The 23,397-nt window shown below is 49.9% G+C and carries 17 protein-coding genes; 9 read left to right on the top strand and 8 right to left on the bottom strand.

The window, feature by feature from the left end; translation table 11 throughout:
• Positions 1–10: 10 nt before the first annotated feature.
• From H6F91_RS14265 to H6F91_RS14255, 3 genes are all read right to left on the bottom strand, one after another.
• A complete protein-coding gene (locus H6F91_RS14265; RefSeq protein WP_190772413.1) occupies positions 11–1,372 on the bottom strand; it encodes a trypsin-like peptidase domain-containing protein in 1,362 nt (453 codons plus the stop codon).
• A 293-nt stretch (positions 1,373–1,665) separates the two neighbouring features.
• Complete coding sequence (locus H6F91_RS14260; protein ID WP_190772412.1) at positions 1,666–2,235, bottom strand: hypothetical protein; 570 nt, start codon at positions 2,233–2,235, stop codon at positions 1,666–1,668.
• Positions 2,236–2,454: 219 nt separating this feature from the next.
• Complete coding sequence (locus H6F91_RS14255; protein ID WP_190772411.1) at positions 2,455–2,880, bottom strand: hypothetical protein; 426 nt, start codon at positions 2,878–2,880, stop codon at positions 2,455–2,457.
• 360 nt (positions 2,881–3,240) lie between these two features.
• On the opposite strand from H6F91_RS14255, the gene H6F91_RS14250 reads away from it, so the two are divergent.
• Together H6F91_RS14250 and H6F91_RS14245 are read left to right on the top strand one after the other, a co-directional pair.
• Positions 3,241–4,680 carry a bifunctional orotidine-5'-phosphate decarboxylase/orotate phosphoribosyltransferase gene (locus H6F91_RS14250; RefSeq protein WP_190772410.1) on the top strand — a complete coding sequence of 480 codons (1,440 nt, stop codon included), beginning with the start codon at positions 3,241–3,243 and terminating at the stop codon, positions 4,678–4,680.
• A gap of 105 nt (positions 4,681–4,785) precedes the next feature.
• Positions 4,786–5,244: a hypothetical protein gene (locus H6F91_RS14245; RefSeq protein WP_190772409.1), complete on the top strand. Its 459-nt coding sequence runs from the start codon at positions 4,786–4,788 to the stop codon at positions 5,242–5,244.
• A 336-nt stretch (positions 5,245–5,580) separates the two neighbouring features.
• Here the strand turns inward: H6F91_RS14245 and H6F91_RS14240 are convergent, their stop codons facing one another.
• The 3 genes from H6F91_RS14240 to carB all read right to left on the bottom strand — a co-directional run bounded on the left by H6F91_RS14240 (position 5,581) and on the right by carB (position 11,515).
• A complete protein-coding gene (locus H6F91_RS14240; protein WP_190772408.1) occupies positions 5,581–6,099 on the bottom strand; it encodes a DUF6174 domain-containing protein in 519 nt (172 codons plus the stop codon).
• Between the two features lie 383 nt (positions 6,100–6,482).
• The gene (locus tag H6F91_RS14235) at positions 6,483–7,946 is read right to left on the bottom strand and encodes a HEPN domain-containing protein (RefSeq protein ID WP_190772407.1); all 1,464 of its coding nucleotides are present in this window, start codon (positions 7,944–7,946) and stop codon (positions 6,483–6,485) included.
• A 272-nt stretch (positions 7,947–8,218) separates the two neighbouring features.
• The gene (gene carB, locus H6F91_RS14230) at positions 8,219–11,515 is read right to left on the bottom strand and encodes a carbamoyl-phosphate synthase large subunit (RefSeq protein WP_190772406.1); all 3,297 of its coding nucleotides are present in this window, start codon (positions 11,513–11,515) and stop codon (positions 8,219–8,221) included.
• A gap of 275 nt (positions 11,516–11,790) precedes the next feature.
• On the opposite strand from carB, the gene H6F91_RS14225 reads away from it, so the two are divergent.
• Positions 11,791–12,105 (top strand): DUF3593 domain-containing protein, encoded by a 315-nt coding sequence (locus H6F91_RS14225; protein WP_190772405.1) that lies wholly within the window; start codon positions 11,791–11,793, stop codon positions 12,103–12,105.
• 133 nt (positions 12,106–12,238) lie between these two features.
• Here H6F91_RS14225 and H6F91_RS14220 read toward each other — a convergent pair whose 3' ends face one another.
• Both H6F91_RS14220 and H6F91_RS14215 read right to left on the bottom strand, forming a co-directional pair.
• A complete protein-coding gene (locus tag H6F91_RS14220; RefSeq protein WP_242035789.1) occupies positions 12,239–13,867 on the bottom strand; it encodes a DEAD/DEAH box helicase in 1,629 nt (542 codons plus the stop codon).
• A 357-nt stretch (positions 13,868–14,224) separates the two neighbouring features.
• A complete protein-coding gene (locus H6F91_RS14215; RefSeq protein ID WP_190772404.1) occupies positions 14,225–15,412 on the bottom strand; it encodes a glycosyltransferase family 4 protein in 1,188 nt (395 codons plus the stop codon).
• Positions 15,413–16,349: 937 nt separating this feature from the next.
• Here H6F91_RS14215 and H6F91_RS14210 point away from each other — a divergent pair.
• The 6 genes from H6F91_RS14210 (at position 16,350) to H6F91_RS14185 (ending at position 23,102) form a co-directional block, all read left to right on the top strand.
• Positions 16,350–17,552, top strand: coding sequence for a histidine kinase (locus H6F91_RS14210; protein ID WP_242035788.1), 1,203 nt, complete (start codon positions 16,350–16,352; stop codon positions 17,550–17,552).
• A gap of 331 nt (positions 17,553–17,883) precedes the next feature.
• Positions 17,884–17,979: a photosystem I reaction center subunit XII gene (gene psaM, locus H6F91_RS14205; protein ID WP_190772403.1), complete on the top strand. Its 96-nt coding sequence runs from the start codon at positions 17,884–17,886 to the stop codon at positions 17,977–17,979.
• Positions 17,980–18,530: 551 nt separating this feature from the next.
• Positions 18,531–18,938 carry a hypothetical protein gene (locus H6F91_RS14200; RefSeq protein ID WP_190772402.1) on the top strand — a complete coding sequence of 136 codons (408 nt, stop codon included), beginning with the start codon at positions 18,531–18,533 and terminating at the stop codon, positions 18,936–18,938.
• A 480-nt stretch (positions 18,939–19,418) separates the two neighbouring features.
• Positions 19,419–20,195, top strand: coding sequence for a hypothetical protein (locus tag H6F91_RS14195; protein WP_190772401.1), 777 nt, complete (start codon positions 19,419–19,421; stop codon positions 20,193–20,195).
• Positions 20,196–20,645: 450 nt separating this feature from the next.
• Complete coding sequence (locus tag H6F91_RS14190) at positions 20,646–21,113, top strand: DUF2996 domain-containing protein (RefSeq protein ID WP_190772400.1); 468 nt, start codon at positions 20,646–20,648, stop codon at positions 21,111–21,113.
• A gap of 159 nt (positions 21,114–21,272) precedes the next feature.
• Positions 21,273–23,102: a M48 family metalloprotease gene (locus H6F91_RS14185; RefSeq protein WP_190772399.1), complete on the top strand. Its 1,830-nt coding sequence runs from the start codon at positions 21,273–21,275 to the stop codon at positions 23,100–23,102.
• Positions 23,103–23,397: the final 295 nt, after the last annotated feature.

The raw sequence follows: 23,397 nt of genomic DNA, 5'->3' as shown, positions 1-23,397 counted from the left end.
CCGTGTCAAGTTACTTGTAGGCCATCAGTGGGTTGCCACAGGAATCCAGTTTTGAATTCGCCGGTGGATCTATCGAAACATTTAAGCGCTGCAAAACTTCGCCAATGGGTAAAGCAAAGCCCAAACCCTCAATGCCCTCACTCGCAATTTTTTCCGTCACAATGCCAATGACAGTGCCATCCCGATTGAGCAGCGGTCCACCACTGTTACCAGGATTCACAGCCGTATCGGTTTGAATCAAGCTGCGGGAGGGGTTGCGTCGAAAACCACTGACAATTCCCTGCGTCACGGTATTGGCAAGGGATAGCGGGTTGCCGATCGCCACCACCGATTGTCCTACCCGCACGACATCGGTATGACAAATGGGTAGACCAGAAACATTCGTCATATCGCCTTCCAGTTTCACCAGGGCAGCATCCGAAACCGTATCCCGCCGCAACACATGACCATTCAAGGTAGTGCCATCATAAAGTCTGATTTTGACCGAGAAGGCTGAACCAACGACATGCTCATTCGTCATAATCAAACCCGATGAATCGAGCAAAAATCCACTTCCTCGTCCAGTTGGGGTGCGAATACCAACGATAGAGGGAATGGATCGTCCGACCAGCTCCTCCAAGGTGAGAGGTTGGCTGGTTGAGGCGATCGCTTCAATTTTGTAAGGCTTAGCCGGAACAGGCGGGTCTTGCGGTGCAGGATGATTCAGGACCGAGATAAAGCGGGGTTCGTGCAGAAGCTGCCTGAAACTTGCACGAATGGCTTCGTAGGTTGCAGCAGGATTATCAATTCCTTCTACCTGGGCGCTCCCGTCAATTTCTTGACGGTACACAATTTTATTCGCATCTCGATCGAATAACTCCCACCGAATGCTGCGTTCAGTGTTGGTATATTCATTAAAAAATGAACTGTAAGAATTGAGATGCTCTTGAGTAATCGTTCCGCCGATGAGGAAGCGTCCCGGTTCTGAGGACTCAACGACTTCTGCGAAGAGGGAGTGAGGATGCGATCGCATTACCTCAAAACCTGCATCACTCAGTTCATTCTCCAATAGATCGTAAACAGAGTTCTCCAACTGTTCGTCCAGACGTCCAGATGCCACATAACGCTGTTGTCGAATCTTTAGTAAACCGTCATAGTGACCACCAATCACAACACCCGGCAGTACTCCAGAACGAATTTTAGCAATCTCAACCTTTGTGCTCGGTTCCCATGGATCCTCCACCTCTTCCCAGGATGCTCTGGAAACATCGCTCATAGAAGTCGGTATCAAAGGAGACAAAGCATGTAGCGGTTCAGCCCGGGCAGGAAATTGCAGTATAAAGAAGCACAGTACAAGAGTGGCGATCGTGCTCCAAATGGATACCTTGGCCATAACTGAAATGGATCCCAAAAAGCAGATCATCAGATCGTCTGATTAAGTCCAGCTCGCTGCATATAGAGTATTTACTGAGAAATCAGTAACTTGTACAAAGCAACCATGATGATTGTACGGACATCTGTGTCAGCACTTCGTGTACAGTCTTGGCGTCTAGTTTTTTCTACCAAGGCTCCCAAATATCAGGAAGTCCATAGGACAAGGCTACGAAACTATCGTTGCAGACAGCAACTTTCATTATGAGCTTCAAGCCTGGGAGTCCTGAAACAGCCCACCGACGATGAACTGTTTTAGGACTTCATTCCAAAATGAGAATTGCTGCGTTGCAGATACGCCCGCTCATACGTATAGATACCCGTTCGTCTATTAATAAACAAATGCTCTTGAATGCTGGTAGTCAAGGAGAAATGCCAAGTATCAGCCTTGTCATGCTTCTCCTGCTTGACAGTTCCAATACGGCCAATGCCTAGTAACAAGTCCTGAGCCATGTTCCAAGCCTTTTGTTTGCCTACCATTAGAGGATGTTGCTGGTAAATCAACAAGCGACGTACGTAGTGTTGCCAATCCAGCACAGAAGGTTCTGTGGATTGCAAGGCATGAATAATCTGCTCTAAACCCTGCAAGTCATGCGGCTTACGGTGGAGTGCTGCCATCCGCGCAAATTGGCTAATAATGCACAGCGCATAGCTCTGTTTCGGGCAGGCTGGGTCTTGCGCTAACTCCAGCAGGGCAAGCACATAGTCAAGACCGTAAAGTAAAAGGTCTTCATCCTGCTCCATAAAGTAATAATCTTCGTCATAGCCCCACTCCAACACGTCGTCATAGGTAGGGTTAACGTTGTTGGTTATTCTTGCATTCATATAGCCTTCGCAATCCCATTAGAAGGGTTATTTTCGAAGAGACGAGTAGAGCACAGCTTTTCAAAAATAACCTTCCTGGTGCTAAATGCGTAGTGCCAAACTGTGGCTAATTCAAACGCGAAGCGCTGTATTGAATCAGACTGCCTAAAAAAGTGGCTGAGAACTAGCTTAGGCTAGGTTCTCAGCCACTATTCAACAAAGCAGATAACTGACTAGTTCTTACTTGGTGAACGCGTCTTTGATGTTGTCAACAGTGCGCTCAATAGCATTGACGTTGTTGTCAATTGCTTTTTGAGTCCGATCCGCATCTTCATCAGCTCTCTGTTGAATGCGGGCTGCATCTCGCTGAGCTTTACGTTCAACAACGCCACCGTCGTCGCCTGCTGCTCGCTCAACTCGGCTAGCATTTTTGCTAGCGGTTTCCTTTACCTTCTCAGCCGTATCCCGAACAAAACCCTTGTTCTCCCGTTGAACCTTGTCACCTGCATCCGTTGTCGCCGCAAGTACAGGATTACCAGGAGCAGCTACAGCTGCCGTATTGGAGAAGAATGCGCCTTGCCAAACAAACGCGGTTGCCGAGACAAAGAGAAGAGCTACAGCTACCAGACGTCCCAAAGTAGCAAACAATTTAGTAATTGTATTCATGGAAAGAGTTTCTACGAAATTTGTCATACTTACTTCTACTCCATTCCATTCGTTAGCAAAATAACCTTTTGACAGAAGCCATAAGGCATAGACTGCGAGCTGTTGCTATGAGATAAGATTCCAGAAAACACATCTGTCCTATGTTTCGCCGGGCGAAACCGTTGTCCGAGTGCATCAGGTACGAGAGAGGAGCGTAGAACGAAGTTCTACGCTCCTCTCTCGTACCTGGATAAACTTAAAGATGCTGTAGAACCTTGATCTTGTAATTGTGAAGCAATAGCAAAATCAAAGTTCTGAGTTTTGTTTCTAAAGGTATGGAATATGAGTATATAAATAGAACAATCAATCGATAAGAATCTGATGGCTTTCTTTGAAGCGTTAGAAACAGCGATCGCCCACCACCAATCCCTCCTCTTCGTTAGTCTCGATCCTAACCCTGAACTGCTACCCGATCGCTTCAGGAAATCAGGACAGGACGACCTTCAGGGGTTATATGAATGGTTGTTGTGGGTTATTAACCAAACCGCCGAATCTGTCTGCGCCTATAAACCCACCCTTGGGTTTTACCAGGCTCTCGGAGCACCTGGATTAGAGCTATTGCAGAAGGTGCTACAGGCCATTCCTCAAAATATTCCCGTCATTTTGGACGCTAAACATGGCGATCTAAACACCAGCACAACGCTCGCCCACACGGTATTCGAGGAATGGCAAGTCGACGCCATTACCCTCAGCCCTTTTACAGGCCAGGATTCAGCCGCCCCTTTTTTGGTATATCCCGGCAAAGCCGTTTTCGTTCTCTGCCACACCTCCAATCCTGGCGCGATCGCTCTGCAACACCATCCCAACACGACCAATCCTTTCTACTTGCAGGTTGTTGAGGAAGCGCGCAATTGGGGGCCTACCGAGCAGGTTGGGTTGGAAGTGGGAACGACGCAGCCAGAGGTGCTCGCGAAAATTCGAGCGATCGCCCCAGAACGCCTTATTCTAGCTCGTAGCATCTGGCAGGAGGCAGCCAGCGTCAACGCTATTGTGACGGCTGGGCTGAATCAGAATGGCAATGGTCTTCTCATTCCAATACCACAAGATTGGTTGAGCCAGGAGAATTTGGCGGAATTGATGCGATCGCTCAAAACTGAAATTAACGCCATACGCAACCAGGCTCAGCAGGGTGCTTCAAGCTGCGAGTTGTGGACTGGCAATGGCAGTTCCTCGGAGCAAAATTCTCATGTCGATCTGATTCTGCAACTCTTTGACGTAGGCTGCCTGCTATTTGGAGAGTTTGTACAGGCATCCGGTGCAGTCTTTCCCTATTATATCGACCTGCGAAAAATTATTTCTAATCCCCAACTGTTCCATCAGGTGCTCAACGCCTATGCAGGGATTCTCAAAACACTTCAGTTTGATCGCATTGCCGGCATTCCCTACGGTTCTCTCCCTACCGCAACGGGATTAGCCCTGCACCTCAACTACCCCATGATCTACCCCCGTAAGGAAGTGAAGGCTCACGGCACCCGTCGCGTTGTGGAAGGCAACTTTCATCCCGGAGAAACCGTTGTCGTGGTAGACGACGTTTTTATCAGTGGCAACAGCGCCATAGAAGGAGCCGGGAAGCTTCAATCGGTGGGGTTGGAAGTCAAAGACATTGTGGTGCTACTCGACCACGAACGGGGTGTAAAGGATCGATTGCGGGCCCATGGTTTCCGGGGGTACTCCGTCCTGACCATGTCTGAAATTACCAAAACACTCTATCAGGCAGGACGGATTGATGCAGAGCAAGCGAAGTTTTTAGTAGAAGAATAAGAACGAATCGGAGAGCGTGGAAACGTATACTGTTCACAGTTACGTTAGCCAAGCTATTCACTTCTTGTTCACCTAGCTGTTAGCTGTCAATCTAATCGGCTTCCAATGAAAACTATTGCTCATTCTTGTGTTCTTGCGATCGCCCTGTTATGTGCAGCTTGTACCTCCACATCCCAAAAGCCTTCGGCAAAAGATGCTCAAGCTCTCTTTAATAACTATCAATTGCTAGGGTTAGCCTACGATCCGGCCATAGCGAACCTTTATTGTGACAGCGGACGAATGCTGAATACCCGCACCTATCCGGATGGACAAAAGCGCCTGATAGAAATGAAGGCTCCAGAATGGAAGGCGTTAATTATTACGGCTATGCCAGTTGCTAAAGCAAGAGGTGATTACAGCACCTTCTCCAATGTGACCTATACCCCAGAAGGAGATAATATCCGTATTACAGCAACCCGCTATTCGGCATTAAAGAAGTATTCGAGTCCCTTCTCTTTATTAGTAGGCCAGTGCGACGATCAAGATTGGGCCATTTTGGAAGAAGTGGGTGAGTCAAGGCCCTAATTGATAGTGTGAGCAGGTCTAACGCATTCTTGTTACAGCGCTTTGCGCTTGAGTCGGCCACGGTTATTTTTGTGAGAGCCGCGCGGCGCACGGCTCTCACAAAAATAACCAGATTTCAAGCGTTTGAAAAGCGCTGTATGTATAAAGCACATCACACAACAAGAATGCATCACTAGTAGGCTGCGGCCTAAGTTTGCATACTATGTTTTTGTGTGGGGTGCTTCGCACCCCACACAAAAACATAGGTGATGGATTTCCGCCTCAGCGTACTAGACATGAAACAGCACAGGAAACTGTAGTTCCCTGTGCTGTTTCATCTGACAGCAATAACGGATTTTATTGCTGTAATGGCTGCAAATCACGAATGGTGAGATAAATCTCCTCATCAGCCATCATGGCCGAATAATCGATCGTAATTTGCGTGGGATACCCGAACTCTGGATTAAACTGCACATTCAAAGAATTGGGGTTGCGATAGAGTGCAGCCCGCACCAAATTAAACAATTTGGGAACGGTGCTGTAGTTTTCAAAATAGGTAGGGTTGGCAGGCTGTCCTGTCGACTCATAGGTGTAAGAGGTGGGAATCCCATCCCGCACTTCAATCACCACAGGTTGCCGCACTTCTTCAGCGCAGAAGCAACTCACTTCCAGGACATAGCGGTAGTCGCGCAGGCGTTGCCCCGTCCAAAGACGCTGCTGAGCCCGGATATCCCGTGAAGCTCGGTTGATAACTTGAGATGTTTCACTTGGGCCTATCTGTACTTGGGTACGACTGGGTGCCTGAGCCAGGGCTGGCGCTAGCAGCAGAAAACTTTGCACCCCAATACAGGTTGCTAAACAAATAATTTTTCGCATGGTGGTTGCTCGTGAAATCGTAATGATCAGCTCACTCCCTGGTCTTGCGCCTTTAAGAGGCTTGCATTAGAGCGATCGCCTCTACCCTCCTCGACCCAAAAGATTCACTAATAGTTCCACAGAAGCACTTTTCAGCCAAGTAACTTTTAGGCTGGGTACTAAGCGATCGTCCCCTCATACCCAACAAGCGAGCGCCCTTTTCCAGCTTTAGCAAGCGATCAGCCTCCTCTAACCCCCATCACTGGTGTTTATCTGGTGATCTCTCCCTCAATTCTTCATGCAAGAAGTTGACTGCGGAATAATCAAAATCTATCTTTTCAAATACTCCTTCTAAAATATGTTGAAATTGATTTTAACCACCAAATTTCATTTATCTTAAATTGTCAAACAGGTATTACCTCCTTAAAAGCAAGGATTTTCTCTTTTAATAAATACAAGCAATCATCATCAATTAATGAGTTGTCAATTTGAGCGACAAAATCCTTTTTACTAATTTTTAACATTAGATGAAGGGCAATGGATATACGTAAGTACCCAAGAATAACAAGAAGAAAATGGTTTATATCCGGGACATAGTTTTTAATCTTTTTCGGCAAATCTTTATTCGGTTCATCACCATGAACAAATGCACTTCTAATATCATATGCATAACTTATTAACAGCTTGATTTTACCTGGACTAAAGTTGGAATTCTTATCAGACCAAATGCTCAGAACTCTCGCTGCTCTGACACTTAAGCGGTACTTTAGCTCCATACTCTCCGTTAGGTAGATACTTTCAAGTCCCATAACTGCAGACGCTATCCGGTATTCCAAAGACTGACCATCTAGCAGAGCAGTTACATATCTGTCATATGATATGCTTAAGTAATTCTTTTTAAGATCACCGCCATAAAAGTTATGTGGAATTTCTAAGTATATCATCCCTAAAAAAGCCTCCAGAGATGGTAATTCTTCTTCCTTTATTTGATATGTATCGAAGGCCCTATTTAGATTTCCAACATTACTAAAGTATTTAATCGTTGCAGTTTTGTAGCCATACTCATTAAGACTAAGAAATTCCTCATCCGTTAGCGAGTTGGAATACTCTCGCATACAGTTATAATCAACACTTCCAACCCTGAACAGCCTAAGAGCAGTTATAATTTTTTGCGTTTTCGGGTATATATCTCCCCTTGAAAAGCCGTCAAACTCTACTTCTAGTTTTGCTAATGGAATTCTTGGAGCAAAATTTCTCTCTTTCTCTAATTTAATTAGTTCATCAACCGAGCCCTTAAATTCAAAATCTTCATTAGTTAATTTACTGATCCTTACTTTGATTTGGTGGACTTCAAGCTGAATGTTACCCAGCTCAAGTTCAATTCCATATATAAAACTCTCAGATCCATATTTAAAGGGTCTTCCATAAAAACTATTCAAACATAAACTTGAGAGCTCATTTAATTTTTCATCAGTATCTTGTTCACCCTCTAGCAAAGTTCTTATCACTCTCCTAACGAAGAGTGGAAAGTTCTTCTGAGCTTCTGTAAATTGATAAAGATTTTCTAAATCATTAAGCAGCGTAAGGTATTCATCCGAATTTAGAATACAGTCTTCAAAGATATACTCTACTGACCCCCAGTGTGGACCAAAAAGTACTGATTGCTCTAGCTTTAGATTTCTCAGCTTACCTTCTTCATAGCTAACATTTGTAGCTTTGACTTCCACAACGACATTAGAGGCCAAGCGAATGTTTCCTTGGTATTTACCACAGTCGATTGCCCTAGTGTTTTTACAGTTCAGGACAAATTCTTTAAGAGTATTAAGGAAACCGCTTATTCTTTGGAGAATTACAGATTCTTCTATCATGTCTTATGTATCCAGCTTAATGAGTAGTACAATTGTAGTTTAAGTTTTTATTTGCCGTATAATTCTCCTAATATCCTGTCTAATATCAAATCTGGTCAAAGAAACCAAAGGCGGGAAGTGTGCAATGAGAAGCATTACACACTTCCCGCCTTTGGTTTTATGGTTAATCAACAGAGTTGACATAACTCATAAATTCCTTGTACCAATAATAAAACCCTCTATTTCTTCAATAAGAAACAGAGGGTTTAAGAATTGATAGCTAGAGTTCAATCTTACCGGATGTAATCCTGAATGGCTTTTACGTCGAGCGGGTTGGCCTGGAGGGAGCGGATAGCAGCGGTCGTTGCCTTGGCTCCAGCGATCGTTGTCACCGTCGGCACCTTGTAAACCAGGGCCGCGCGGCGGAGCGTGCGATCGTCTAACTGAGCCTCTTGACCCAGGGGAGTGTTCACGATCAACTGGATGCCGTGGTTCTTGATGGCATCCATCACATTAGGCCGACCCTCATGCACCTTCAGCACCAGTTCCACATCCACATCGTGTTGTTTTAACACCTGACGTGTGCCCGATGTTGCTACCACATGGAAGCCCAACTCCATAAGACCCTGGACGACGGGAACGGCAGATACTTTGTCGCGATCGTTCATCGACACAAACACCGTACCCTTTAGGGGGAGTAGCTGGGATGCAGCCAGTTCTGCCTTGGCAAACGCTTTACCAAAGTCTGTATCGATACCCATCACCTCACCCGTAGAGCGCATTTCTGGCCCTAAAATGATGTCGGTGCCAGAGAACTTCGAGAAGGGAAGCACCGCCTCTTTCACCGCCATATGTTTGGGAATAATTTCCTCGGTAAAGCCCAGCTCTTGCAGGGTTTTGCCCGACATAATGCGGGAGGCCATCTTCGCCAGAGGTACGCCGATCGCCTTCGACACAAAAGGCACCGTCCGGGATGCGCGGGGGTTTGCCTCCAGGATGTAGACCTTGTCTTCCCCATCAGCCGTACCCTGAATCGCGTACTGCACATTCATTAGGCCGATTACATTGAGGGCCTTCGCCAGCTTCTCCGTCCAGATGCGGATGGTGGTCAGCACTTCATCGGAAAGAGAGATAGTGGGAATAGAGCAGGCAGAGTCGCCGGAGTGAATTCCGGCCTGTTCGATGTGCTCCATGATGCCACCGATGACGACCTGGCCAGTGTGATCAGCGATCGCATCCACATCCACCTCGATCGCGTTCTCCAGATATTGGTCAACCAGGATGGGGTGGTCGGGTTCTACCTGCACCGCATAGGCCATATAGCGCTCCAGGTCTTCGTCCGAGTAGACGATTTCCATCGCGCGACCGCCTAGCACGTAGCTGGGACGCACCACGACGGGATAGCTAATCTGTTTCGCGATCTGGAGCGCTTCAGCGGTACTGCGGGCAATCCCGTTAGCGGGTTGGCGAATATCTAGTTCCCGCAGGATGTGCTCGAAGCGTTCGCGGTCTTCAGCAGTGTCGATGGCATCGGGAGAAGTTCCCCAGATTTTGAGGGTGGGGCTTTCCAGGGAGTTGAGGTATTGCTGCAACGGTACCGCCAACTTCAGTGGAGTCTGACCACCAAATTGGATAATGATACCTTCGGGATTTTCTGCCTCAATAATATTGAGCACATCCTCTTTCGTGAGGGGTTCAAAGTAGAGGCGATCGCTCGTGTCATAGTCCGTCGAAACGGTCTCTGGGTTGGAGTTGACCATGATGGTCTCAAACCCGTCATCCCTCAGCGCGAAGGAAGCGTGACAGCAGCAGTAGTCAAACTCAATCCCCTGCCCAATCCGGTTCGGGCCACCCCCCAGAATCATCACCTTGCGACGTTCGGAAGCCAGTACTTCCGTTTCGACAGAGGCGATCGGGTCGTCACCATCAGTCAGGTTCTGGTACGGCGTTTCGTAGGTGGAGTAATAGTAAGGGGTGAGGGCTTCAAACTCGGCCGCGCAGGTATCCACAGTTTTGTAGACCGGGATGATGCCGAGGGATTTGCGGTAGGTCCGCACTTCGTCTTCGGTGGTCTTGGTAGCGTAGGCGATTTGGCGATCGCTAAACCCTTGCTGCTTCACATACCGCATCTTGTCCTCGGTCAGTTCCTTCAGCGGTGTGCGCTTGAGGAACTTCTCCGTTTCCAAAATTTCCTGGAGCTTGTCGAGGAACCAGGGGTCGATGCTGGTGAGTTCGTAGATTTCCTCCACGCTCATACCCATAGACATGGCATGGCGTACCGTAAAAATCCGGTCAGGGTTCGGGGTACGCAAGCCTGCCTGGATTTGGGAAATGTTGGGGAGCTTTTCGGCGCGATCGCATCCCCAACCGGCTCGTCCCGTTTCCAGCGATCGCAACGCTTTCTGGAAGGACTCCTGGAAGGTTCGCCCGATCGCCATCGCCTCACCCACTGACTTCATCTGGGTAGTCAAGACCGGCTCCGAACCGGGAAACTTCTCGAAGGCGAAGCGGGGAATCTTCGTCACCACATAGTCGATAGTTGGCTCAAAGCTAGCCGGGGTCTTCTTGGTGATGTCGTTCGGAATTTCATCCAGGGTGTAGCCCACCGCCAGTTTTGCCGCCATCTTGGCGATCGGAAAGCCTGTTGCCTTAGACGCCAGCGCCGAACTACGGGATACACGCGGGTTCATCTCAATGACGATGACCTCACCCGTAACAGGGTTCACCGCAAATTGAATGTTGGAACCACCTGTCTCTACCCCAATTTCCCGAATGATTTTGATAGAAGCATCGCGCAACCGCTGATACTCCTTATCCGTCAACGTTTGGGCAGGGGCAACGGTGATCGAGTCCCCGGTGTGAATCCCCATGGGATCAAGGTTCTCGATGGAGCAGATGATGACCACGTTATCGGCCAGGTCACGCATCACCTCCAGCTCGTACTCTTTCCATCCCAGCAGAGATTGCTCCACCAGGATTTGCGAGACAGGGCTGGCATCCAGACCACTCTGAGCGATCTCCTCAAATTCTTCCTGGTTGTAGGCAATACCGCCACCCGTACCGCCCAGGGTGAAAGCAGGGCGAATAATCAACGGATACTTGCCGATTTGTTGGGCGATCGCCCGCGCCTCTTCCATCGTCTCCGCCAAACCGGAGGGGCACACCGCCACCCCAATCCGTTCCATGGCTTCCTTAAAGAGTTTGCGATCTTCCGCCATTTCAATGGCCGGAAGCTTGGCTCCAATCAGCTCCACACCATACTTATCTAATACGCCATTTTTGGAGAGGGCTACGGCCAGGTTGAGGGCGGTTTGGCCCCCCATCGTTGGCAGCAGGGCATCCGGGCGTTCTTTTTCGATGACCTTTTCGACGATTTCTGGGGTGAGGGGTTCAATGTAGGTGCGATCGGCCATCTCCGGGTCGGTCATGATGGTGGCCGGGTTCGAGTTAATCAGCACTACTTCATAGCCCTCATCCCGTAACGCTTTACACGCCTGAGTGCCAGAGTAGTCAAATTCGCTGGCTTGTCCAATCACAATGGGACCAGAACCAACCAGCAAAATTTTGCGGATGTCATTACGGCGGGGCATAGGCTGTCTTTACAATATGCAGTGAGTCCAAAACATTTTAGAGGTATTCCTGGATCACCGAGTGTGTTTCACAAGCAATCCTTGGGATCATGGGAAAAGATACACCCTGCTAGGCTTGCCAAGAACGATTTCGAATATGTATCTGGCGAGGATCAAGCTTTCTTTATGTTAGGGATCTATGAATATATATGGCGCGCAGTTAATATAGGCAACGCCGACAACGGCCCTTTGCTCAGGCAGTATTCTAAGAAATGGACAATCTGCCTTAACTTTTAATGTTTGCAAAAGAAAACCTGTTTGCCCTTTCCCTCTTCCCGTATCTCGGATTTCTCTGGTTTCTCACCCGTTCCCAGCAAACCCCACGGCTTGCCCTGGTTGGGTTCTACATGACTCTGGTATTCGTTGCCATTACCATCCCTGCGGGAATCTATGCCAAAGTCGCCTATCATGATGAACTCGCGAATGTCGACTGGCTCCACGGCAGTGCAGAGGTTTTCCTGACCCTCGCCAACATTCTGGTCGTCCTGGGTTTTCGCCAGGCCATTCAGCAGAAGCGAGAGGCGATCGCCCCTGACACCTCTGCCAAATAACGACTGGCAAGGATTGCAGGTTGGCAGTCTGCTCCACCCTACAATCTAGTCCTAGCGTCGGAAACCAACCCATGTTGGAAGGTGCAAAGCACCTTCCAACATGGTCGACTTAAGCTGCCGAGTACTTGAGTCTTTATGCCATGCGATCAAAAATGATTTCTTGCCAATTGGATGAGCCAAATTCCTTTTGATATTCGCTAACGACCCAGGAAATAGATTTGCCTTGTTGTTGGGCTAATGTCATCAAATAATGCTTGTATTCATACTTGTTATCCGTGCTGGGATGCTTGCCAAAGATCGATCCCAGGCACCACACATCCTTAGGCAAACAGTTAAATTGTTCGAAGAATTTGCGCGTTGTCCAGGCTGGGGATGCCCCTTCGCGGAAATGGCGTTTGCGTAATTCATGGAATACCCGCAGCATCTCCTGTTCCTGGAGCATAGCCATTTGCTCCTCACTGAGAACTTCTGCCAACTCGGTTAGAGGAAGGGGAGCTTCATTCACCCACTGATGCTCACATTCCGGGCAGGTCATCACGAAAATCCACACGATGAAGCCGCAGCACGGACACATTTTGGTGGGTGCGCTACCCACGCCCTGGTTTTCGGCATCCTCTCGGTTGGGCAGGGTGTACTCGCGAATATCTTCGGGGAAGCCCAAACGTTCCAGGTTGCCTGCCTGATCCAGGATGGTGCCGTAGAGCTTGCCGGTTTTGGGCGAGATCCGCATTACCCGACCAATCTGCTGAAAGTGCAGGGCGCGAGATTGGGTGGGACGGAGCAGTAGGCCCGCTTCCACACTGGGTTCATCAAAGCCAATGCTGATAACGTTACAGGAGGTCAAGACCAGCAATTCGTTATCTCGCAGAGCATGATAGAGCTGCTGGCGCTCCTTGATCGGAGTGTTGCCGTCTACAGTAGCTGCTGACACCCCGGCCTGGTTAAAGGCATCGGCAACGTGACGGGCGTGCTCTACATCCACACAGAAGGCGATCGTGCGCTTGTCGGGCACCAGGCGGTGCCATTCTTCCACAATGCGTTCGACGAGTTCGGGGCGATCGCACGCCACCTTTAAATCTCGCTCATCAAAATCCCCCGCTACCGTTCGCACATCGGCCAGGTCAACGCGGTCCTCCTGGGTCATACCGTAGTACTTCATCGGTGCCAGGAAACCCATCTTCTGTAACTCGGAAGGTACCGGGGAGGAAACCAGGGTTTCCATGTGATCCCCGAGTTGATCCTGACCTAAACGGTAGGGCGTTGCGGTCAGTGCCAGGTGTACAGCATCGGTATGGGTGTGATAGAGCAACTGCTGCCCTACCCGGCTAAAGACAGTCGTATGGGCTTCGTCGTAAAGCACTACATCAGCGTGCCACTTCTTCCACCAGGTACGCTTGCCCATGGTCTGCACGCTGGCAATTTGGATAGGGGCACTGGGGTCTTCCTTCCAACCAGCTTTGATGAAGCCACAGTGCAACCCAAAATCTCGCATCTTTTCGTAGGTCTGCCCCACCAGCACATCTAGGTGCACCAGGAACAGCAGACGACAGCCTCGCGACTCGGCATGGGCGCAGATTTGCCCCGCAATAATGGTTTTCCCAGCTCCCGTTCCGGCGATCACGGCTACTCGCTTGTAGCCCTCCCCCAGCTTGTCATAGAGGTCTTTAATCAATTGCACCTGATAGGGGCGCAATTTGGGAACGTGGGGCGACGGATCACTCATCCAGACGGGCAGCCAGAACTTAATAGGAGGGATAGGCAATGCCTATTTCTATGGCTAAATCTAGCAGAGTTCACCTGTACTTTCGACCTCAACCCCATCAATGTTAGTGGTGGAGTGCGCCGCCCCCATCACCAACATCGATACGTAATATCATGTCGGGTTAAATACCGATGATAAAAAGTGGTGCGGCGCAAAGCGCCGCACCACTTTTTATCATCGGTATTTAACCTTACTTGTTATAAGCCCTGAACTTCAAGACACGCGTGTTTTTGGGGTGCATCCTACTTTTGCAAATTTGGAAATCCACTTTTGTAAGTGAAGCGGGCGTAGCCCGCTTCACTTACAAAAGTGGGATGCACCCTGTTTTTGAAACATCGGGGTGTCTTGAAGTTCAGACTACCAGGCCACCAGTTGCCGCTCCAGGGCAACCCGCTTGTATACCTCAATGGTCTGTGCTGCCAACTCTGCCCAGCTAAAACGCTGATAAAGGTCAATGTAGGCGTTATCTACCAGGGTTTTAGCGAAATCAGGTTGTTCCAGAATTTGCAGAATGCCACGGGCCAGCGATTCAGGGCTATTAGCCTGGGTCACAATGCCCGTTTGACCGTGCTGTACCACCTCGGGCAGGCCACCCACATCGGACACAACCACAGGCACCTGGGCTGCGAAGCTTTCCAGCACCACAATGCCGAAGGGCTCATAGAGGCTAGGGAAGACAGCACAGTCCGCGATCGCCTGAAACAAATTCAACTGATCATCGGGCATAAACCCGGTGAAGTGGCAGTAATCCCAAATTCCCAAATCCCGCACCTGTTGCTTGAGGGGGTCAATCTGACCACTGCCAATAATCACAAACTTCACAAGCCCTTCCATGGCTCGGATGATGCGGGGGGCAGCATTGAGCATGACCTGCACTCCCTTCTCATAGGTCATCCGGCCCACGTAGTACACAATCTGTTCATCATCCTTGGCAAACTGCCGGCGGAAGCTCAAATAGTCGAAGGTGGCGCGAGCCGGTTTCTTCTCAGGACGAATGCCGTTGTAGACCACATCAATTTTGTCGGCGGGGCTGCGGAGCGATCGCTCCACCTCTCGCTGCATATAGCGCGAACACACCACCACTCGCCAGGCTTCGTGGGCCAGCCGCAACTCTTTACCGTGGATGTAGTGCTGGGTGGAGTTATGTAGTCCATTGTGGCGGCCTGCCTCGGTAGCATGAATGGTAGCAATGAGGGGAATGCGGAAAATGTGTTTGAGGGCGATCGCCGCATCTCCTACCAGCCAATCATGGGCATGAATCAGGTCAAATGGCCCATCGTCCAGTAGCAGCTTACCCCCATGCTGCCCCATGCTGGTGTTCATATTGTCTACCCAGTGGAAAAAGTCGTGGCCGGGTCCCACTCGCACCCGATGCACATGGATGCCTTCCACAACTTCGTAGTGAGGTGCCTGCCCAAATTCCACCGTCAGCAAGTGAACCTGATGTCCAAGCCGGGTAATTTCGGGATATAGTTCTGCAACGTGGCGGGCAATCCCTCCCACAATGCGGGGAGGAAACTCCCAGGCCAGAACCAGAATTTTCATTCCCCTGCAATCCGTCCGATGAGAGTACACCTGTTTTGAAGTGGCGAGGTTACTATCGCTTCGTCGCTGGTAGTGCCTCGCAAAAGCATAGAGCCATAAGGGGCATCGCGAACATTATCCAAGCGTTTTAGTTTAGCCGAAACCCAGCTCCTACCGTAGAAATTACCAGGTTTTCTGACTGAGCCCCCTGACCCACATGTGCCGAATCGATGAATCGACCCCAAGATCCAACAGGTCTTCCTTAATCTTATGCTCCCCCATTTCTCCACTGGCGTCTCTATCTCAGACCGTCTCTTCGCACAAATTTATCAAACCAGAAGTGTACGCCTTCCCATCTTCCCAAAACTTCTATAGCCTTCATCATGCTACGGTCAGTTACAGGGTGGCAAAAGCCGGTAAAGCTTGAGCCCATATTCTGCGCTACAACAGCCAACCACACGTCGAGAACAGCATCTTCATGCCTTACCAGTACAAACTCTTGGGAGATTTTCAGGAATGACATTGCCTCCATCATGTGGGGGCTTTGCCTGCGACTGCGTAAAGCCCCCACATGATGGGTAAATTCTTATGCGGAAATCTCCGCTTTAGAGTCCCTAGCGAAAAATGCAGGAAAGTGAACATGATTACGCATAGAGACAAAAGTTTTAAGGTATAACCGAAGCTAGATTAGGTTCAGAAATTTAGTGGGTATAGTAATCAGCCCCTCCAAAAACGGAGGATTGGCTAGGCACTTCTCCACTTCTCTCTGATCTGCTTGGCGGCAACCCGCCATTTTGGGCAACCTAAAGCCGGATACCGCGAAACTAACCAGGCGCTTCAGATGTGATTTGGGAATAGAATAGCCCTAAGGCTCCTGGGTAATGTTTGGCACGTTCTGCGGTTCTATCAACGTTGATAATTGTCTTAGTCGTTCAGGTTGCTGAAAGTTTGGTATCCAATGACTTCAAGGTCTATGGAAACGTTGCCCGTCGCCACTGATAGTTCTGAAGTTCCCTTACAACTCCTGTTGTTTGTGGACAAACGCCCCGGATCGAACGAGAAGATCCGGCAGATTCGGCTACGGCTTAAGGAGCTCGGACAAGATTACCCCTTTGGGTTAGAGGTCATCGATGTGGGTGAGCAGCCCCATCTAGTCGAACATTTCAAGCTAGTGGCTACCCCTGCCCTGATCAAATATCACCCTGAACCCCGTCATATTTTGGCGGGTAGTGATATTGTGGCGCAGCTCGACCAATGGTGGCTGCGTTGGCGGCAATCTGCCGAAGAGTTTTCGGAAGACCAGGACGTTCAGGAAACAACGCTCAAGCCTGAATATAATCCCCCTTCCGCTTCCATCTCTCACCTGACCGAGATCACCCACCTCTCTGACGAAATTTTTCGCCTTAAGCAACAGAACGAAGAACTCCAGGAACAACTTCAGTTTCGGGAGCGATTAATGTCTATGCTGGCTCACGACCTCCGGAACCCTCTGACCACAGTTTCGATCGCCCTGGAAACTCTAGAACTGGGCCTTGATACTCGGAGCGGCATTAAGGCAGAAGAACGGAAAGAACGTCTGAGCCGAGAAACCATTGCCCAGCTCATCCGCCATGCTCGCACCCAGGCGAAAGTGATCGATCGCATGATTACTGATGTACTGCAAGCGGCTCAGGGCAGCGGCGGCAAGCTCGAAATTCAACCCCAAAAGCTAGACCTGGGGTTGCTCTGTCTCAGAATTTTGAATGACCTGGAAAACCAGTTTGAAGTCAAAGCGCAACACATCAAAACAGATATCCCTACGGATCTCCCCACAGTTTATGCAGATCCAGAAAAGGTACGGCAGGTATTAATTAACCTATTAGATAACGCGATTAAGTACACCCCTAAAGGCGGTAGTGTGCAGGTGGCCATCCTGCATCGCACCACTCAAAAGGTACAGGTGAGCGTCTGCGACACAGGACCGGGTATTCCTGAAGAAAACCGGGAACGCATTTTCGAGGACCAATTTCGCCTGGAGCGGGACGCCGGAAAAGATGGCTATGGCATTGGACTGGCCCTCTGCCAACGTATTGTACGTGCCCACTATGGCCAAATTTGGGTAGATTCAACCCCCAGCCAGGGAAGTTGTTTTCACTTTACACTGCCGGTTTATCGCTCCTGAGAATCTCAGATAAGGTTGTGCGCGCTGTAGCACACAACCTTGTCTGAGATTCCTAGAGCCTACGGGAGGGTGGGGTGCGTATGCGCCCCACCCTCCCACAATTAGGCTTTCGGAAGGTTGTTAGGGGAAGGATGGTCGATGGGTGCGCTGGGCGTATTGCACATCATCCCTGACGGAATCCATATCCTCAGCCTCTGCCAAATATTAAGCTGTATAACAAGATGTTCCAGAAGGGGCCGCGATCGCTGAAATTAATGTACGTTGGTGCCATTCAACTCATGAATGGACAACCGTTCTAGGGTATTTATCGTTAAATACAGGAGTTTTCACGATGGCTCTTTCAGATACTCAAATCTTTGCAGCTCTGGTTATTGCACTACTGCCTGGGGTAATGGCATTCCGCCTCTCCACCGAGCTATACAAGTAACTCCGTTTCCAGGATCTTCCTGGGCGGCTCTTTCATCCTATTTTGTGGGTTTACTCCCATGAAATATTTCAAAATCTAGAGCGGTTTCGCTTTGGTTGAAAGCGACGGGGTGGGGTACAGTGTACTCCACCCCATCGTTTTGAATGTCAGCCTCATCTTTATCGCGCTGTGCTTGTTGATTAAGTAACCTCAGTTCGGGATAAGCTGAAGTGCTCATTTTGGCGTGCGCTTTGCGCACGCCAAAATGAGCGTTTTCAAGTGCCGCGCGTTGCGCGGCACTTGAAAACGCCCTTAACCCGAACTCAGGTTAACGTACTTGTACATTGCTATAGCCTCACGATGGGCCATGCTGGGTTAAGGTATTGTGCCGCTACCAAGCAATGGCAAAAGGCTTTAACCCAGAGTGGGAAGGCATCGGCGAATTCTATCTTCAGGAATAACTACCCATTGCGATCGTAAATGGGAGATGTATTTTTTTCGCGATTGCAACAGACAACCATTATATTGGGGTAGGCTTTCATGCCATTCGCTCCTCCGTCAGGTTTGCCCCCATGAACGCGCGTTCCCCTCAAAACTATCCTCCCGCTCCCGGCTCTCAGCCCGGGGGTGTGCTTCGGCGGCGACGGCGGGTGGCTCGTAGAGCCAATCCTCATCGCGCAATGGCGTTCGAAGTGGGGAGTAAATTAGTGGTCAGTGTGGGTGCGGCAATCGCCGCCTGTGTTGGTCTGGCTCAACTCATCCCGATGGCGGTAGCACAGCAAACCCAGCTCAAAGAAATTACCCAGGAAGTTTCTAAACTCGAATCTCGCGTTAATCAGCTTCAGGCTGACTTTAATTACCGTTTCGACCCGGAACAAGCTCAGCGCATTATGCAGGAGCAGAGCAATCGGGTTGCACCTGGCCAGGTACGAGTTATCTGGAAGGAATCCTCGCCACATCATGCAGATGTGCCCAGATAAGCCGTACCTAACCTGCAGTATGCCTCAGGCTTAGCGTGAATTTAGGAATATACAGGCCAGGGGGGCGCTAAACTCCTACATCAATCTTTCAAGGCTAAACCGAGCTACATTTTTCGAGTGTCTAGGCTCTGAAAAACGGGATTTTTGAGAAGTATTCAAATTTGTTGGGGTTTTAGAAGCTGACCCGGTCGGTTGCGATACAGTGATGGGCGACATGAAATGTCTGTAAGTTTTACAACCGTCCTGTTTTAGAAGGGATCAGTCGAAAACTGAATTTCCTTCAGTTTTCATTAGCCGAGGCTTCTGGTCCCGAAGAAAGCTTACGATTCTTCGCTTGGTTTCAATCCCGTGCTTTTGTCTGGGCACTCTAACTTCAAGAGACATGCGGGGATATCAAGATCCCTCAGCACCAGGCACCGAGCGATAACTCCCCCTGGTAAAACCCAGAAACCGTGTCCTGAGTAGGATTCCCGCCCGGTTATGACCATTAAAAAATATCCACTGTCATCCCTTCAAAAGGTCAAGAAATATCTCCTCCAATCCCTTGCTGTACCCAATACAGAACAAACCGGGGAGGAGCAAACATCGGATGAAATGCCAGAACCAGAATCCCTGGACGAACTGAGTGGGGTTTTCACGTTTGGTGGTACACCTCTAGCCCAACATCCTCCCGCTACCGTGCAGGATGAATGGTTTGTCAGCACGGTGAATCCAGGAGCCTGCTTTCTGAAGCTACCAGGCTTACAGATGAAGCCAGATTATCGCCTGGTGAGCTACCTATTTCGCTCTCAGGGGCAGGGAGTAGGAGTCGTCTGGGCGGTGCCAGAGGCGTACAGTACCATGACCATTCTGGAGAAGGCGTTGACGGGAAAGCAAACCATGGCACAGCCGCCTAAGCCGGAAAAGGCTCTGGAACATTTTATGGAGGCCGTTGAAGGCGATCGCACCCCTGCGTCCTTTCTGATGGCATCAATTCTACGGCGGGAGTTGGAGGAGTTTGGGGCGATGGGCGATCGCAAAAAATGGGGTCAGCATGAACTGATCGATGCAGCCCCAGCCGCTAACTGGAACTGGCGCACAGCACAGCCCAAAGATCTGTGGCCCAAGGTGAAAGTGTTTGATGATGGACAGGCGGCTGTTGAGTTTTTCTCTTGCCGCTACTCAAAGCCCCGCATGCTTTACCGTCATCTCGATCAATACAGCCCAAGCACCTACCAGTCAAAAAGCATTGATAGCCCTCTGGCGGTGCTTCAGTAAAAGATTTTGGAAAACGCCCATTTTTGCAACACGACGCGCACGCAAAAATGAACGATTCGGTTCTCCCTAAATGGGGTTACAGCGTTTTTCAAGCGCTTAAAATCTGGTTGTTTTTGTGAGAGCCGCGCGGAGCGCGACTCTCACAAAAACAACCGTGGCTGATTCAAGCGCAAAGCGCTGTAAGTAGACTCAAATCCTGTAGCAAATTCCAGAACCCTTACTCTTTTGGCGCTTTGCGATGAAAAAGTAAGGGTTCTGGAATTTGGTTTTGGAAAGGCGCAAGATGTGAGTAAGGCTATAAAAAGCATCAAAATCTTTGCAGGGATTCCTCCGCCGAGGCTGAATTTTTGCCCGGTTAAAGCCTGTACTATGGAAGCAACTCCAGCATTGCAGCTCTGTTGCAATCGCTTTTTGTCTGCTGACTCCCATACAACCGTGAGAGCGTAAGCTATGTCTGAAGAAACCAAACCCACCGAAGCTCCGGCAGAAGCAAAAGCGGAAAAGCCCGCTGCTACCGCTGCAAAGCCTAAGAAGGAAAAGCCGCCAGCGGTTGAAGACAAACCTTTTGCTGAGTTTATCACTCAGCACTTTTTGCCAGCTCTGACCCAAACTCTGCAAAAGTTTGCCGTCAACGACCTGGATCTGAAGTTTGAAAAGCAACCCGTTCCGATTAAAGGCCTCACGGATGTGGATTGCTGGCAAGTGATTGGCCATATGAAGGGAGGCCAGCGGCAGTTCCGCATTGGCTTTATCAAGGAAGACATTAGTGGGCAGAAGTTTTTCTGCTGGGCAGACAAGGGTTCAAATCCCAGCCAGATGGAGTCTTTCATGATTGATGAGCGCAAGATCACTCTGGATCTGATGGTGCTTTACACCATTCAACGGTTGAACGGCCAGAAGTGGTTAACGGTGAACTAAACCTAGTCAAAGAAGTTCCTTATTTAGGGAACATCAATCTCTGTAGTCCGTCTACCTGGCCAAGAAAATTTTGAGGAGCTTTTGGCTCCTCAAAATTTTCACCGGCACTGGATATACGGTACTTAGGAATTAGCAGCCCACCAATCGAGGAAGGTTGTTATGAATCGGATGGGAGTTATTGATTGGCAGCGATCGCTCCACTGGAGCCACCCTCTCCTGGGGGCGTTAGTCTGGGCGATCGCCGTTCCCAGCTTGGCCCTACAACCTTCTCCAACGACCTCTGGCCCTCAGTCTGTTGCCAAGTTTGAGGCTATTGCATCAGACGGGCCTAAGTTGTGGGTCGATTCTGACGAGTCAACAGAAATTGAGACAAGTCCTATTGCGGCGGAAAAACTGAGCACTCCAACAGCTCAACCCGTTGCAAAATCTTGGGATATTTTGGCAACGCCCCCGACAGCAACCGCAGCAACGCCTGCACTGGAATCTCCTTCAGATCTTCCAACAGCACCACCAATTCCGGAGTCCCCCTCAGAGCCTGCGGCCGCAGCACCATCAACTCGGGAGTCCCCTTCAGAGCCTGCGGCCACAACACCACCAGGCCCAGCCCCCTCTGATACCAAACCACCCGACGAAGCAGCATTAGATGCAGCAACTCGGCGGCAATTGCTGATTGAGGGCGATCGCCTCTGGTTGGCAGGTCGTTACGACGAAGCAGAACGGCTCTATCGCAAAGCGAAAACTCCTGGAACGGCGATCGCCTCTCCTGCTCCGGAAGTGCAACCCTTCTCAGACCCCGCCCTGCTATCTCCTGAAGGAACTGTGTACTGGCGTGAGGCCCAGGAAGGGCAAGCACGCGGACAGGACAGCCGTGAAATGGTAGGACTGGAGCTGTTGGTGCAACAACAGCCCGAATTTATTCCCGGACAGATTCGGTATGCTGAGGCACTACTGGAGCGCGAGCGCCCGGAGGATGCCTTGAGTGCTATAGAACAGGCAGCCGGGCAGTTTGGCGACAATCCCGAACTTACGCGGACCAGGATTTCTGTCCTGGCCCGCACAGACCATTTACTGGAAGCCTCCATTGCGGCCCGGCAGTTTGCCCTGCTAAATTCCGAAGATCCAATAGCAGCTGAATTTGATGCTCAAGCCAGTGAGTATCTAGATGAGTTCAAGGACGACCTGCGAGAGGATATGGCGTTGAATGCGATCGCCAACACCCTCACCAGTGCCCTTAGCTTTGTCGTGACAGGCAACCTTTACGGCCCACTCACCACTCTACAAACCAACCTGATGCTGCTGGAAGGGGAAGATGGCATGGGCGAAGCCTTCTCCAACCAGGCCGCTGACCAGTTGGAACTGGTAGAAGACGAAATGGTGGTGAATTACGTCAATGAGATTGGCCGACGGTTAGCCGAGATGACCGGGCGGGACGAGTTTGAATACGAATTCTTTGTGGTCGACAACGAAGAATTGAACGCGTTCGCTTTTCCAGGCGGAAAGATTTTCATCTTTTCAGGAGCCATTCTCAACAGCAACTCCGAAGCTGAATTGGCTGGCCTCATCGCTCATGAACTGGCGCACACTGTGCTGTCTCACGGCTTCGAGCTGATGATGCAGTCAACCCTGGCAGGTAATACAATCCAACTCCTACCCTATGGCGGCATCATTGCAGACCTGGCCTTGCTGCGCTACAGCCGTGATATGGAACGCCAAGCGGATGCCTTCGGTACACGTCTCCTAGCTACCGCTGGGTATGCTGCCGATGGCTTGCACACAATGATGGAAACCCTGGAACGAGAAAATCCCGACGTCATTCTGGAATGGCTCTCTACTCATCCTGATACGGACGAACGCCTGCGCAACATGGCTGTACAGATTGAACGCAGTCGCTATAACATCTTTGCCTATGAAGGCGTAGAGCGCCACGAACAGGTGCGCCAGCGCCTTCGCGAAGTTGTAGGACAGCCCGAAGAATCTCAATCAAAATAATTGTGTGTAACAGGCCAGTTTCAAACATGTAGATGGGTGGTGAAAGGGGCATGAAGTGGCCCTTTCACCACCCATCTACATGTCTAGAACACTACCTGTGTGGCGTTAAGCACTACACCCAATCATTTCGATGCCTAGTAGGCTGCGGCCTAAGTTCGCAACCTATGTTTTGTGTAGGGTGCTTCGCACCCCACACAAAACATAGGTGATGGATTTCCGCCTCAGCGTATAGTTCCGCAGCCAGAGGTACAGAAGGGGCATGAGGCTAAGCCCTATGCCCTTTCCACGCCGTAAT

The sequence above is a fragment of the Leptolyngbya sp. FACHB-8 genome (assembly GCF_014695575.1).
Classification (GTDB): Bacteria; Cyanobacteriota; Cyanobacteriia; order Elainellales; family Elainellaceae; genus Vacuolonema.
This window is presented reverse-complemented; position numbering and strand designations above follow the sequence as displayed.

Excerpts from the sequence above, each read along its gene's own strand:
- H6F91_RS14215 (WP_190772404.1), bottom strand. The coding sequence starts at position 15,412 with ATGAAAATTCTGGTTCTGGCCTGGGAGTTTCCTCCCCGCATTGTGGGA.
- H6F91_RS14200 (WP_190772402.1), top strand. The coding sequence starts at position 18,531 with ATGAACGCGCGTTCCCCTCAAAACTATCCTCCCGCTCCCGGCTCTCAG.
- psaM (WP_190772403.1), top strand. The coding sequence starts at position 17,884 with ATGGCTCTTTCAGATACTCAAATCTTTGCAGCTCTGGTTATTGCACTA.
- H6F91_RS14225 (WP_190772405.1), top strand. The coding sequence starts at position 11,791 with ATGTTTGCAAAAGAAAACCTGTTTGCCCTTTCCCTCTTCCCGTATCTC.
- H6F91_RS14265 (WP_190772413.1), bottom strand. The coding sequence starts at position 1,372 with ATGGCCAAGGTATCCATTTGGAGCACGATCGCCACTCTTGTACTGTGC.
- carB (WP_190772406.1), bottom strand. The coding sequence starts at position 11,515 with ATGCCCCGCCGTAATGACATCCGCAAAATTTTGCTGGTTGGTTCTGGT.
- H6F91_RS14235 (WP_190772407.1), bottom strand. The coding sequence starts at position 7,946 with ATGATAGAAGAATCTGTAATTCTCCAAAGAATAAGCGGTTTCCTTAAT.
- H6F91_RS14210 (WP_242035788.1), top strand. The coding sequence starts at position 16,350 with ATGACTTCAAGGTCTATGGAAACGTTGCCCGTCGCCACTGATAGTTCT.
- H6F91_RS14260 (WP_190772412.1), bottom strand. The coding sequence starts at position 2,235 with ATGAATGCAAGAATAACCAACAACGTTAACCCTACCTATGACGACGTG.
- H6F91_RS14190 (WP_190772400.1), top strand. The coding sequence starts at position 20,646 with ATGTCTGAAGAAACCAAACCCACCGAAGCTCCGGCAGAAGCAAAAGCG.
- H6F91_RS14195 (WP_190772401.1), top strand. The coding sequence starts at position 19,419 with ATGACCATTAAAAAATATCCACTGTCATCCCTTCAAAAGGTCAAGAAA.
- H6F91_RS14250 (WP_190772410.1), top strand. The coding sequence starts at position 3,241 with ATGGCTTTCTTTGAAGCGTTAGAAACAGCGATCGCCCACCACCAATCC.
- H6F91_RS14255 (WP_190772411.1), bottom strand. The coding sequence starts at position 2,880 with ATGAATACAATTACTAAATTGTTTGCTACTTTGGGACGTCTGGTAGCT.
- H6F91_RS14240 (WP_190772408.1), bottom strand. The coding sequence starts at position 6,099 with ATGCGAAAAATTATTTGTTTAGCAACCTGTATTGGGGTGCAAAGTTTT.
- H6F91_RS14245 (WP_190772409.1), top strand. The coding sequence starts at position 4,786 with ATGAAAACTATTGCTCATTCTTGTGTTCTTGCGATCGCCCTGTTATGT.
- H6F91_RS14185 (WP_190772399.1), top strand. The coding sequence starts at position 21,273 with ATGAATCGGATGGGAGTTATTGATTGGCAGCGATCGCTCCACTGGAGC.